The sequence below is a fragment of the Cupriavidus sp. YAF13 genome (assembly GCF_052113425.1).
In the GTDB taxonomy this organism is placed as follows: domain Bacteria; phylum Pseudomonadota; class Gammaproteobacteria; order Burkholderiales; family Burkholderiaceae; genus Cupriavidus.
Genome location: NZ_JBFRDD010000026.1, coordinates 27,662 through 40,747, shown reverse-complemented (window position 1 = coordinate 40,747; position 13,086 = coordinate 27,662). Strand labels below are relative to the sequence as shown.

The window sequence follows — 13,086 nt, the reverse complement described above, 5'->3', positions numbered from 1 at the left end:
AGCAGGGGAGCTGCGCTTATGCGGCCAGCGAGTAAAATTGCTCGGCAGCGGACGGACTACTCCCCTTTGGGGTGACCATCTGCCTTTTACAGATCATGCGCATGGTCTCGATGCCACCCAGGATAATGCGGGCTCAGCGGAAATTCTGGAATCCCAGCATCGGCCTGACCCGGCGTTTGATGGACCGGTGGTCCTGCTCGACGAGGTTGTTCAGGTACTTGTTTTGTCGGATCTTGATGGGAGTTTCTCTTTTGGCGTTGATGGCCTGCAGGGCTGCCAGATTGGCACCGCTCTTGTCCACCGTGACAGTCTGCGGAACCCCGTTCTGGGCAATGGCCTTCTCGAAGAAGCGCCGGGCAGCGGCCGTGTCACGGCGCGCACACAACAGGAAATCAATGGTCTTGCCAGCCTTGTCCACAGCCCGGTAGAGATACTTCCATTGCCCCTTTACTAGGATGTAGGTTTCGTCCATGCGCCAGCTGTTGCCCACTGAACGCTGATGCCTGCGAAATGCCTTCTCGAACACCGGCAGCAGCTTGATCACCCAGCGATGCACGGTAGAATCTTCCACCGAGATACCGCGTTCGGCCATCATTTCCTCCAGATCCCGCAGACTCAGTGAGTACGCCACGTACCAGCGCACGCATAGCAGGATCACGTCCAGCGGGTAGTGCAAGCGTTTGAGCACCTTGGCAATCCCTGCCGGCAGGCTCTTCCGTGGTCGCTTCGTGTGATGGCTCATCTTCTAGCTTCGAGTTTCGCGACCCCAAATTCTACTTCGGCACCGTTACTGCGACGGAACTCCAGCTTATCGACACCTACCTTCTCGATAGTCCCCTTCGTCATCTTCGACGGAAAGAAACCCGGCGCAAGCGCATTGACCGTGATGCCGTACTGGCCCCACTCGCCAGCCAGCGCGCGCCTGAAGTTAACCACGGCACCCTTGCTTGTGTTGTAAGAGATGGTGGCTTGAGCTTTGGGACCATTGCCCCTCAGGCCGGCGATTGATGCGAGATTGATGATTCCCCCGTAGCCATTGGGAATCATCGACAGCTTTCCAATCTTTTGCGAGAGAAGAAAGATTGACCGCACGTTAAGGTTCATGAGCTTGTCCCATGCGGCCAACGGATGGTCGACAGTGCTTGCACCCCACGTCGCACCGGCGTTGTTGACCAAGATGTCGACCTTGCCCAGTCGCGCCATTGCCTCGTTGGCGAGGCGCTCGATGTCGTCCTCCGAGCCGTTGTCGGCCGCAATCCCGCTTGCATCAATGCCGAGCCCGGCAAGATGCTCCTGCGCAGCCCGAAGCGCATCAGCTTTGCGTGCCGAAATCACCACGCGGGCGCCCTGCGTGCCGAGCGCCTCGGCAATTTGCAGGCCCAGCCCGCTGGAACCGCCGGTAACCAGAGCCGTACGGCCCTTCAGATCGAAGAGATTTACCACAGCCGTCATTGCTGTCTCCTTCTAGGTGATTAGAACGCTTTCAAAGCGCTTCAAACAGACCGGCAGCACCTTGCCCGCCACCGATGCACATAGTCACTACGACGTACTTAACGCCGCGGCGCTTACCCTCAATTAGCGCATGCCCCGTCAGTCGCGAACCGGTACAGCCATAGGGATGGCCGACCGCGATGGCACCGCCGTTGACGTTGAGGCGGTCATCGGGACTACCCAGCTTGTCGCGGCAATAGAGCACCTGACTGGCGAACGCCTCATTCAACTCCCACAGCCCAACGTCTTCCAGCTTGACGCCGGCCGGTTCCAGCAGGCGTGGGACGGCGAACACCGGACCGACACCCATCTCGTCGGGCTCACAGCCAGCGATTGCGAACTCGCGAAACGGCCCGTGAGGCTCGATGCCGCGACGCTCAGCGAGCTTCGCGTTCATTACCACGCACGCCGAAGAGCCGTCCGAAAACTGGCACGCATTGCCGACCGTGATGACACCTCCTGGCAAGGCGGAACGGAGACGCGACACCCCTTCCAGCGTCGTATCCGCTCGGATGCCTTCGTCCTCGGAAACGACGACCTCACGAGTCGTGACGCGGCCCGCTTCGTCGACCACACCCATCGTGGTCATCATCGGCACAATTTCGTCGTCAAATTTCCTGGCGGCCCGCGCAGCAGCCGCCGCCCCCTGCTGGATGCGCACGCCGTACACGTCCTGTGCTTCCTTCGTGACGCCATAGCGCTTCGCGACCACCTCGCCCGTCTGCAACATGCTCCAATACAGCTCGGGCTTGTGCTCGACCAACCAGGGGTCGAAATACATGTGCATGTTGGCCTGGTTCTGCACGCAGGAAATCGAGCTTATTCGCAGCAGCTTGACCGGCGTTGCGTCGAAATCCTTTAGCCCCAGGTCGATGCCGAGCGACGCCCGCCCCTCTGACCGAGGCGCCTTCGTGGTGACTATTACTTCTTTCTGAAGATCCAGGCAGCCTTCCCCCAAATCGTTGACGAACCCATTCTTGGATAACTTCATTCGCGCGTGGGAGCCGTGCAGATTCCCATGGGTATGGCATTCTTAGATGGTGGCGTCAAGCCGAATACATCGACGACGGGACCTTTTTGAAAATCCTAAAGTATTCTGCACCACTTCGGCCTTGAGAACGCGTGGCGTTGTACTTCAATCTAGGCGCGGCTCGGCCTAGCGAGCCAGAAGCGCTTTATGTTGTATCTTCAAAATTCGTATCCGACACCGACGTTCACAATTAGTGGAGCCGCCGACATGCGGGTGCTGTTCGAAACAAYGACTTGCCCGTTCGCATTTACTGCATTGAAGCTCGCATTGGCTTTGAGCGGAAACCAGGTCACCGACCCGGTGAGCATCCAGCGCACGTTGATCCGATACGCCAAGCCAGCCGCAAGCACCGGATTCCACGACGAACTCAACGACGCCTCGACGCTTCCACCCGGACCCGCGAGCCGACTTAACGCTCCGGAAAATAGCGGATTCAATTGGACCGATCTGAACCACGAATAGTTAACGCCGACTCCCAGGAAAGGCCTTATCTTGTTCTCCGCCCCTCCAAAGTAGTACTTCGCGACAACTATGGGCGCCCACGCCCGCACGGTGAAGAGTGGTTTAATTTCACCAAGCGGTAAAACAGGTCCTCCGACTCCGAAAGCCGCCACATTTCCCTGGGCACCAACTTCCAGCTTTGGCGGCACAGCTACGGCTCCTTCCACTGCCAGATGATCTGTTATGAAATAGGTAAGAAGCATCGAAGGCATAACCGCATTATGAACTACAGTATTTGTTCCCGGCGACGTAAAAGTCCCAAATACCGAAGAGCTGACAATCGGTTGCGATCTTGAGTTCGGAAAATCGAGCCATGATGCACCAAACGTAGTTACAAAGCTTCCTGCACTTTGCGCACGAACACAACATGGATGAAGAGTGGCGGCCACCATGCAGAGCGTAGTCACTATTTTTAAATGCTTCAAAGCCGTCTCCAATATTTTTATCGATCCTTCACATATTTTTCCGACGCCACAGCTTCGTTGCGCCACGCGGTATGTGCTTTCAGTAAAAATCGGCCTACCGATCAGCTAATCGTTCACACCCAATCTAGCGCCACAATTCGTAGGCATAGTCCAGTCGCTTCCCTCTCGCTCTCTTGATTGAGACCCTTCTCGCAGTTCATATCAGGCGCATTGCGGGACGCTCGGGAGCCGGTGGAAAAACGCGCCACGGGCCGTTTTCATGACGGAAGAAATACAAAGCGACCGCCATTTCATCTTTGACTGCCTCAACCCTGACATAGCATTGTCGTTTGGCTCACCTGTTCCTGAACTCCGTAATTCGAATTCCTGCCACGGGATCCGGATCGAGCCAATCAGGGGCCAATCGTGCGCAACGATTTTGGCTTCCAAACCGTCAGCACATCCTTGGCATAGCTTATGAATACGTCGGCACTACAAGGCAGATTGTTGTCCAATAATGAGTCGACGATCATTGAGTTTCTTCCAGATCGTCCCATCCAGCGGTTGGATCGCAAGTGCCATCTTTTTGGCCTTTGCACAGGGCGTCGTGACGGGGGCGCTTGAGACGGCTTCCAACCAACTCACCGGACCGCTTCAGGCGATTATCAGTTGYTCACTTAGTGACCCTTGCCCAATGCAACGGCCCGACATCAAACGCGGTTGTTTGGGGCCGACGCATTCATATTGGCCGCTAGACCTTCTTGAGCTTGTGGCCTCCTGCAACATAGTCCTTCATCATTCGTATCGCCTGTTTGTCGTAGGACATCATGTGTATGAAGCCAGCAGCTTCACGGTCTAGACTCTCCGACAGAGGTTGATCCTCGCTCGAACGTACAAGCTGTTTGTAGAATGAGAGCGCTGCGGCGGGCTTGTCGAGAAACTCGTTCGCTATCTGCAGCGCTGCCGTTACCACGTCTTCAGTCACATAGTGGTGAACCAGACCTTCTTTCGCAGCTTCTTCGGGATAAAAAAGGCGGCCACGTAACACCCATTCGAGAGCTTTCCCAGCACCCACTGCTCGAGCGAGCCTCACTGAAGCGCCGGCGCCCGTTATAAGGCCAATCTGGATCTCCGGTTGTCCTATTGTGTATGTACCGGGTCCGGCGATCCGAATGTCGCAACAAAGCGCAATTTCGAGTCCGCCACCCATGCAGTAGCCGTTAATAGCGGCAATCGTGGGCTTTTGCGAATGTTCAATCTTTTCCCAACCAGCCCGCAGCGGGCTGCGCGCACCCAACGGGTCCGGCAGGCCAGCTTCCCGGCCAGTGCGGACCATTTGGCCAAATGCAAGCAAATCCTCAACGGACACATGCCGAACGAACTCTTCCGGTTGTCCGCCGGTGAAGATAATTGCACGCACGTTGGGGTCGGCCTCTAGCGTGTCCATAACCCCATTAAGCTGGGCGAGCATGTCAAAGTCCATGAATCCTTTGTTCGGATTGCAAAATTTGACGACAGCAATTTGATTATTTATTTCAAATGAAACTTTGCCCATCGTTGTCTCCATTGATTTATCGCCGTGCCCCCAGCCTTGATCGCCAGTCGCGGACATCACGATACAGTTGGCGAGAGATGCTGCTTGAACCAGCTCACTGCCGCACGACTACTGACATCGAAACTGGGCCCCGCATATCCATCGAAATGACCACCTGGAATTACAACAAGCTTCTTGGGCTCGAGTGCCCGRTTGAATGCGCCTAGCTGCAAGTCTCCGGGGTTCACGTGATCGGCAGCCGCTACAACCATGAGGAGTGGAGTCGGAGAAATGGCAGACACGTAACAGCCCGGTTCATACTCCATCAACATTTCGATTGACCGAAGGGTCACCTCGTTTTTCCATGCCGGTGCGCGAGACTGCGCGGTTACAGAGAACCATTCCCACGCGTCCGATTGAGGCATCGCGCTTGGTAAGGCCGGATCTTCGCTTACCGCCGGAATCATCGCGGGAATCTCGCCAGAGAAACGGCGCATTCGGTCTTCGTCGAGCGTGGCCCGCAGCGCAGGAAGATGGTCAGGCCGGACAGCTCGATCAATGAGCTGCTTCCCCGACACAAAGGGAACTTGTGACACGACGCATTTGACTCGCCTATCGATCGCGCCGAGCATCAAGACGTGACCACCGCTGTAACTAGATCCCCATACGCCAATCCGATTCTTATCAATGCCATCCAAACTGCATATAAAAGTAATGGCATTCCGATAGTCCCGGACCTGTTGTATTGGGTCAATTTCGTATCGAGGAGTACCGTCGCTAGCTCCGAAATTTCGATTGTCGAAAACCAGGACGGCAAAACCGGAATCGCAGAAAGCGTCGGCATAGCTATCGAGATACATTTCTTTCACCGCTGAATAGCCGTGTGCCATCACGACGGCGGCGCATGCCGACGTCCCGCTGTCTGGTTTGTAAAGCCATCCCCGCAACGTCACGCCCTCTGCGTTAAAGCTAACATCTTGTCTCACAGCACGTGCCTCCTAGCTATTTGTTTGGTTTTTTCTACACCGTGGGTAGACCGATTACTGTCGGACTATAACGGCCATCTCCCCGCGCTCGTTAAGCCGCCTTAGAACAGTCCGAAGGATGACGCGAAGCGCCCGCACCTTCCAATGCGGGACGACGGCACGCTTTGCGCCGCGCCGCATCCATAAGCCGGCGTAGTGATTCTGTGACCGTGATCCGGGCGTCACAAGGTTGAGGAATGCCAAAAATGGGGTGAGTTGGTGCCAATGCAGCTACCCGCAGACGGCGCGAAGGCGCTTGCGTACGTCCGCTCATCCGGTTCGCCCAGCATCGCCTCGGGAGAGCGAGAATCGTCAAGGTCAGTTAGAACCCGACGTGCTCTCGGCCTTTCAGCCGGAGGATTTCACGAGCCTCTGCTGGTGTAGCAATGTCGAAGGAAAGCTCTTCTAAGATCCGACGAATCTTTTTGACTTGTTCTGCGTTCGACCGAGCCATCTTGCCCTTTTCAATGAAAATGCTATCTTCCAAGCCGACCCGGACGTTGCCACCCATGATTGCCCCAGCGGTAAGCAGTGTCATCTGATGGCGGCCCGCACCAAGCACAGAGAACTCATACGATTCCCGACCGAAAAGGCGATCCGCGACAGTGCGCATCATTGTGACATTTTCAGGATCTGGGCCGAGACCGCCCAAAATTCCGTAAATGGACTGGATGAAAAAAGGCGGCTTAATCAACCCTTCATCGACAAAGTGCGCAAGGTTGTAGAGATGGCCGACGTCGTAACACTCGAGCTCAAAGCGAGTGCCGTGCTCGCTCAGTTCCGTGACGATGTTTTTTATGTCCTTGAACGTGTTCTTGAAAATCGCGTCTTCGGTCGCTTGGACCGCTGGGCCTTCCCAGTCGTATTTCCATTGTCTGATCTTGTTTGCGATCGGATGAATCGAAAAATTCATGGAACCCATGTTAAGAGAACACATCTCTGGCCTAGCAATTCGCGGATATGCGAGTCGTTCTTCCAGCGTCATGGAGGAGCCTCCTCCCGTTGTGATGTTGATGATGGCGTCGGTCTCGGCGGCGATTCGAGGGACAAACTGTTCAAACAACTCCGGGGCGGGCGAAGGGCGTCCATCTACCGGATTGCGAGCGTGCAAGTGAAGAATAGCGGCGCCGGCTTCGAACGCTTCAATAGACTGTACTGCGATCTGTTCGGGAGTAATCGGCAAGTACTCCGACATCGTCGGTGTATGTATAGAGCCGGTTACGGCGCAGGTAATGATGACCTTGCGTTTTTCTGCGCTCATGGAGCGTCTCCTCGGAGAAACACAAACTTGATATGCGCGGGACGTGTTGTCGCCGGTGATTAGAACGGCGGTCCGGGGCGGCAGGTATGTGACCTGTCTCCGGCCCGTAGCAGTTCGAAAATGAGCCAAGACATGCCTCGGCGGACTTCACCTCACTTGTCACTTTTGCGCGCAGGTGTTGTATGCAGGACTAACCTTGAAAATGGCTAGTCGCATTACTTTTCACACGATGCGCCAAAGCCTGATTCAGGCAATTGGGAAGCACCCAGTCGCTGGGCGCTTATCAATCCGCTAGGCTCCGGTCATTCCCGGCCCTGTCCCAAGAGACTTCATGTTCGCGGGGATCTTCTCCGCGAAAGTAAACGGACCGGCCTTGTTTTCCTCGATCCAGCGCTTCTCGGCTACAGATTCAAAGGGAGGAGGAATTTCGCCCTGAACCGTCCACAGGTCAACAGGCAGTTCGGCAATCGAGAACTCGCGGTCGAAGCCTCGATCTCGCACCCAGGGCGCAACGAGTTCGTCGATCGTCCTCATCCAAAACTCCCGCCCAATCGGGCTTGGGATCGTCCTTGCAATCTGGTCGATCTTGAACCGAACAAAGTTGTTGCGTGGTTCTCCGCCAACGAAGCACGAACCTTCTTTTAGCTCCTCGAAGATTACGACAACATAAAACCGCGGAATCGGTATCTGCGCGTACGCCTCGGTAATTACCTTGGACATAGCCTTCTTGTCCTCGGCAGCGTATGCCCCGGCCGGGTGATAAATCTTCCACAATGGCATAGTCTCTCTCCAGTCCATGTCGACCAACGTATTAACAACTACCTTGCTTCTAGCAAGGAACCCGTCGCTACCTGCCGCGACTAACTTTTAACCCTCACCTACCTGCTCGTCTTTGGGTAACGATTGACGCGTGCTCGCCATTAACGACGCACTCACGCCTGCGAATAGCGGTTGACCGATCAATTAGGCGAAATCGTCTTCTCAAGCTCATTCAACCAGTAAATTTGTGGCTATCGCGTTACAGACGGGTGAAAGACAGGTCTATGGTTGTCGATCTCTTAGGGGCTATCCCTGATAGGAAACCGTTACCTTATGAGCGGATGATACGTGGCGCTATGAGACCCAGCGAGGTTCGACGGTGCCAACGTAGAGGTCATTTGGTGTCAAATTTCCGACACTGGCGGCGCGATATTGGATCGRTGCAACGGCGGCGACAACGAGGCTACATCAACGGGACGTAGCTGTAACCGATAGCATCGAACACTGTCTTGTGAAATCAGCGAGCCCGGACCTTTCTTCGGAGAAACCTTGTGCTTAACATATCATCGGATGACCCGCCGCCGACCTCTCCCGACTACCTGCGAAATTTGGCGCTGGATGCTCCAACGCAGAGGGTGTTTGGGTTACGCGCATTATTTGCAGAACTCGCAGACCAAGGTGTGCCGGCCGACCAGTTGCTGGCGGGCTCTGGGATAACGACTAACCAGCTAAGTGACCCCCGATCCCTGGTCTCGCGTCGACAACGGCTAGTAGTCTATGACAATGCGCATCGTCTATCCGGTCGGCCGGATCTAGGAATCTGCGCTGGTAAAAGACAACGCATGAGCGATTTTTGCGTCTTCGGATACGCAATGGCAAGCTGCCGCACGCTGGGCGACGCACTCGATCTGGGCCTAAAGCAGTTTCCGCGCGCCACGCATACCGTTCCACTAGGTTCTCGCATCGAAGGCGACCTCGGCATTTTGTTCGCGCCCAATGCCACTTTTTTAGGAGACGCATTGCCGTTCGTTAGCGAGTTTTGGTGCAGCTCGATGAATGGTTTGTTTTGCAATATTTTGGAGGCGCCATTTCCCTCGATTCGGGTGCTCGTCTCATATCCCGCCCCCTCGTATTGGCGCGAGTACGAGACGCTGTTCGGCTGCCCCATCGAATTCGACGCGGGGGTCAACGAATGGCACTACGACGCGCTAGCGCGTGATCTGGTGCTGCCGAACGCGAATCCGATGACCACGAGCATCCTTCAGTCTTTCTCGTGGGATCCGCCACTAATAGACGAAACCAAAGGCCTTGACCTGGTATCTACCATTACCGCCATGCTTATGAATCAAAAGGGTGACTTTGGAAATATCGATTCTGTAGCCGAAAGACTAGGACTATCCCTGCGGACGCTGCATCGCCGCCTCGCGGCCGGAGGCGTCACATATACGTCAATTGTTGATGAGGTGCGCCAAAGACTGGCCTTCCGGCTCCTTAAGCAAACCACGATGACGATCGAGCAGATAGCGGAGCAGACAGGATTCTCAGACGCGTCCAACTTCCGTAAGGCTTTCAAAAGGTGGACAGGCCGGACGCCGAGTGACGTGAGACATCCGGAGGACAAGAACGTCTCGCAACCACCGTCCGAGGCGTCGATCAACTCAAATCCGCGCCTTTGAGCTGGCTAGAAACTGAACTGCGTTTGCTTAGCTGCTAATAACGAGTAGAACACGCCCGCGCAATGCCGCGCGGCAGCGCACGGTCGCGATGGCGTTCGTTCGCGTGAGTGCCGCCATCGCGCGGGGGAGAGCCGTAAAAGCGTCAGCAGAGCGGCGACAGTCCGAACTGACGGAGCTTATGACCCAACCGACGGTTTAACTCGTCGCTCGTCATGATTGCGCTCGCTCAGCTTGCACTGCCGGAAAGCGACGCTTGATGTGCCAATCCGATCTCGGCGGCTTCCCGGCGTGTTACGTCCTCCTTCGCCCGCCCGTCTACTGGAGGCTCGGCCCTCGGATCTTCCCCTTTTCAAGGCCACATCACGTTCACTGTTGTTACGGCCCGATGACTCGCACGCCTCCCAAGGAGGCGCTTGTCGCTAGGCTTCAGAGTTTTGGTTTCCCGTCACCCTGCTATCCAAGCTACGGGGCGCCTGACTCTTACCCCGGCAGGACTAACCCATGCTGAACACGCCAGCCTGCGCTGGACACACAGTAGGCCGGGGGAGTTTCACCCCCAGCACAGGGTCACCGGAAGCAGTCACCCGCCTCCGGTTCCCACAGAACGCAGCGTGCGGATTTCCCCAGCGTAGGCATTGGCTTGCGGCGTGCCGCTGAACGATTCGAGGTACTGCTGCGGGTGGATGCCCTTGCAATCCGGTGTATAGGCGAACCAGACCGCCGGCGGCGTCATGTCGCCTGAGTCCCGGTCGTCGCGCACGTAGACCCACAGCCGCCCGGTCGTCCTCTTGCCATTGCCCGGCGCAAGCACCGGCACTGGCGCATCGTCGGCATGCAGTTTCGTGACTGCCGTGGAATATGTGCCAGTGCCAGCCGGCCTCCGGGAGTGGTTTGCGTGGCTCCTGTTCCGGAGACGCGCTCTGCTCGCTCGCCTGCTGGGCGTCTCTGCTTTTGCATGAGTGGGCTCAGTGTGGACGCGCGCTAGTCACGGACTCGCAACAATTGTCGCGGCACATGATCCGAATCCAATGGAGGCAAAGCCCGTCCTCTCGCATCGCCCTTGCAGAGTCACTTCGTCCCCTTCAAGCAAGAACGCTCGACGCTCACCATTTGGAAGGTTGATTGGCTGCTGCCCCCCGACCGTCAGTTCCAGCATGCTGCCCAGTTCGGCGTTCGTCGGGCCGGAGATCGTACCTGTACCAATCAAGTCTCCAGGCAACAGATTACAGCCATTGACTGTATGGTGCGCAACCATCTGTGCGGGTGTCCAGTAGAGATGCCGGGAGTTTGAGTTAAGAATTTCCACGGCTAGATCCCCACGCTCACGCATCTTTTCCGTGGACAGAAGAACGCGAAGTCCGATGTCATAAGCGCCGGATTCCTGATCTTCAGAATCAAATAAATACGGGAGCGGATTGGGCTCGTCGGCTCTACGCGCCAGCACGGGTACCCGAAACGGTAGTAGTGCCTCGGCGGTTACAATCCACGGTGACACGGTCGTCGCGAAACTTTTGCTCAAGAAGGGTCCCAATGGAAACATCTCCCATCGCTGAATATCGCGCGCCGACCAATCATTGAGGAGTGAGAAGCCAGCAATCTGTTTGCTGGCAGAGCCAATTGGCACGGAGGTGCCTTGAGGATTTCCGGTCCCAACGTAGAATCCAATCTCCAATTCGAAGTCGAGCCGCTCGCATGGTCCAAATCCAGGCGCTTCACCACGCGATTTTGGCGGGCGTTGACCGAGAGGTCTGCGCCAACAGACAGGGAGGAATCAAACCGACCGTGGAAAACTCGGCAGCAAGCGTCGCCTCGCCGTAGACCGGCGCGGTGCACCGATAGCGCTGACTGTGACCGGCGCCAATCGTCATGACTCGACGTCTTCGACGCGTTCGTCGACACGATTCCATCTGCGCCAGGCTGTGTGTAAGGGACTTCCACTCTCAGTCAGTGCGCCTTGCCGGGCGCACAAAAAAAGGCCGGCCCGCAGGACCAGCCTTTCGCCGGGAATGAAGCCGCTTACTGGGTCACCAACTCAAGTCCAGCTTGCGACTCGTCATCGCCGCGGGCGACCAGCACCTTGATCTTGTTCGGTACTGTTGCACCGATGCCGTCGACTGGGATCGTGGTGATGAGCCAGTCTGCGTTGTCGGCCAGCGTCAGCGCACCCGAGTCAAAGATCACGGTCTTGGTGCCGGCCGTGGTGATGCGCAGGCGATAGGTGCCGCCATTCAGGTCGATCGAATCGCTGCCCGATGCAGGTACCGCTGACTTGTAGGCGACTGCTGCAAACGTAGGCGTTGCCGCTGCCAGGTCAGCTGCCGGGACGGTCAGGTAAATATCGACATTCTGTGCATTGAACGATGCGTTCAGGCTGCGAACGCGAGCCTTGTCGGAGAACAGGCCCTTCTCAAACGGGTCGTCGATCTGCAGTACATCCGCCGCGGTAGCACCGGGCAGGGCCACTACCGTGTATTTATGGCCTGTGTGCGTGTTCACCGTGGTCCTCCCGAGTTCAGTTCCCGTGCTGGCAACATTGAACGAGAACGTCTGGTTGCCCTCGTCCACGTTGAAGTACTTTGAAACAAACTTGTAGGGCTCGTTCAGCAGATTTGTCTTGGTGCCGTTCTGCAGCACATCCACGTTAGGGCCGCCGGTAATAGCATGGATCACACGCACGGTCGGCTCACTGACGCCGATGCGGGCACCGATGCTGTCATCCCCGCCGCCGCATCCCGAGAGGACTGCAGTTACGGCTAGCGCTAGGCCAAGGACGAGACGGGTCTGGGATCGGAACATGTGTCACCTCTATGCGTTGGAACTTTGGAGCGCTGGCGTGCTCGGCAGCGGCATGCTACGGGGCCAAAGTGCAAATGTGGCGGCGCATGCTTGCAAGTCCTGCAATTGCGTATCACCAATGAAGCAACGATAGGTATTAACCACAGGCGCAGGCAGGTGCCCCGCTCCGAATTCAATGTCGGACGATTCCGACAGAAGTCAGGCGTGAGAAGCTTGCGGGCTTTCTGGCGCACAGCGCACGGCGAGCGCGGGACCTTCGCTATGCGAAGCGACTAGGCGATCCCTACTTGTTCTGGCCATCGCGCTTGGCCTTGATCGGGGGCCGCATCCGCCGCCCCGACGGGCCGGCTGGATAACCTGCTTGACATGGAGTCCTTCCTCCTTCGAGCACCGTCTGACACCTCCACGGCGGCCTGCGCGCGCGGCGCGGGAAGGGGGTCCATCAGGCGAGCAGGCGCGGCGTTCTCATTGTCGTTTACCACTAAAACCGTCGAGATTGAGGAGCCCGCTGCCTCAGGCCCTACGTAGATGCGGCGTAGCACCAGCAACTGGAGGGCGAGCTGAACGTCAACGGCGGGTGTCCCGAGATCACTAAAGTGCGTAGGCAGG

At 56.8% G+C, this 13,086-nt stretch carries 8 protein-coding genes and 5 pseudogenes; 2 read left to right on the top strand and 11 right to left on the bottom strand.

Annotated elements, in window-relative coordinates; translation table 11 throughout:
• Positions 1–16: 16 nt before the first annotated feature.
• From AB4061_RS20885 to AB4061_RS20850, 8 genes and pseudogenes are all read right to left on the bottom strand, one after another.
• Positions 17–742: pseudogene (locus tag AB4061_RS20885) on the bottom strand (IS6 family transposase).
• Positions 739–1,452 carry an SDR family NAD(P)-dependent oxidoreductase gene (locus tag AB4061_RS20880; RefSeq protein ID WP_441637085.1) on the bottom strand — a complete coding sequence of 238 codons (714 nt, stop codon included), beginning with the start codon at positions 1,450–1,452 and terminating at the stop codon, positions 739–741. The pseudogene AB4061_RS20885 and the gene AB4061_RS20880 overlap by 4 nt, the downstream one beginning before the upstream one ends.
• Before the next feature lie 31 nt (positions 1,453–1,483).
• Positions 1,484–2,314, bottom strand: a pseudogene (locus tag AB4061_RS20875) (acetyl-CoA C-acyltransferase); the annotation flags it as partial.
• A 365-nt stretch (positions 2,315–2,679) separates the two neighbouring features.
• On the bottom strand, positions 2,680–3,513 hold the full coding sequence (locus tag AB4061_RS20870) for an OmpW/AlkL family protein (RefSeq protein ID WP_441637083.1): 834 nt from the start codon (positions 3,511–3,513) through the stop codon (positions 2,680–2,682).
• Between the two features lie 664 nt (positions 3,514–4,177).
• Entirely contained in the window at positions 4,178–4,981 is an 804-nt protein-coding gene (locus tag AB4061_RS20865) for an enoyl-CoA hydratase/isomerase family protein (protein ID WP_441637081.1), read from the bottom strand.
• A gap of 56 nt (positions 4,982–5,037) precedes the next feature.
• Positions 5,038–5,946 carry an alpha/beta hydrolase gene (locus AB4061_RS20860; protein ID WP_441637079.1) on the bottom strand — a complete coding sequence of 303 codons (909 nt, stop codon included), beginning with the start codon at positions 5,944–5,946 and terminating at the stop codon, positions 5,038–5,040.
• Positions 5,947–6,307: 361 nt separating this feature from the next.
• Complete coding sequence (locus AB4061_RS20855; protein ID WP_441637077.1) at positions 6,308–7,246, bottom strand: 3-keto-5-aminohexanoate cleavage protein; 939 nt, start codon at positions 7,244–7,246, stop codon at positions 6,308–6,310.
• Positions 7,247–7,537: 291 nt separating this feature from the next.
• Entirely contained in the window at positions 7,538–8,026 is a 489-nt protein-coding gene (locus AB4061_RS20850) for a tautomerase family protein (protein ID WP_441637075.1), read from the bottom strand.
• 530 nt (positions 8,027–8,556) lie between these two features.
• On the opposite strand from AB4061_RS20850, the gene AB4061_RS20845 reads away from it, so the two are divergent.
• Positions 8,557–9,681, top strand: a complete 1,125-nt coding sequence (locus tag AB4061_RS20845) for an AraC family transcriptional regulator (protein WP_441637073.1) — start codon at positions 8,557–8,559, stop codon at positions 9,679–9,681.
• 622 nt (positions 9,682–10,303) lie between these two features.
• Here the strand turns inward: AB4061_RS20845 and AB4061_RS20840 are convergent.
• Positions 10,304–10,522: pseudogene (locus tag AB4061_RS20840) on the bottom strand (IS66 family transposase); the annotation flags it as partial.
• Positions 10,523–10,666: 144 nt separating this feature from the next.
• Positions 10,667–11,377, bottom strand: a pseudogene (locus tag AB4061_RS20835) (fumarylacetoacetate hydrolase family protein); the annotation flags it as partial.
• 64 nt (positions 11,378–11,441) lie between these two features.
• Between AB4061_RS20835 and AB4061_RS20830 the strand changes: the two are divergent.
• Positions 11,442–11,555, top strand: a pseudogene (locus tag AB4061_RS20830) (IS5/IS1182 family transposase); the annotation flags it as partial.
• A gap of 142 nt (positions 11,556–11,697) precedes the next feature.
• On the opposite strand, the gene AB4061_RS20825 reads toward AB4061_RS20830, so the two are convergent.
• Complete coding sequence (locus AB4061_RS20825) at positions 11,698–12,477, bottom strand: DUF4397 domain-containing protein (protein WP_441637071.1); 780 nt, start codon at positions 12,475–12,477, stop codon at positions 11,698–11,700.
• Positions 12,478–13,086: the final 609 nt, after the last annotated feature.

Coding starts and splice junctions, on each gene's coding strand:
- AB4061_RS20850 (WP_441637075.1), bottom strand. CDS start 8,026: ATGCCATTGTGGAAGATTTATCACCCGGCCGGGGCATACGCTGCCGAG.
- AB4061_RS20880 (WP_441637085.1), bottom strand. CDS start 1,452: ATGACGGCTGTGGTAAATCTCTTCGATCTGAAGGGCCGTACGGCTCTG.
- AB4061_RS20825 (WP_441637071.1), bottom strand. CDS start 12,477: ATGTTCCGATCCCAGACCCGTCTCGTCCTTGGCCTAGCGCTAGCCGTA.
- AB4061_RS20865 (WP_441637081.1), bottom strand. CDS start 4,981: ATGGGCAAAGTTTCATTTGAAATAAATAATCAAATTGCTGTCGTCAAA.
- AB4061_RS20855 (WP_441637077.1), bottom strand. CDS start 7,246: ATGAGCGCAGAAAAACGCAAGGTCATCATTACCTGCGCCGTAACCGGC.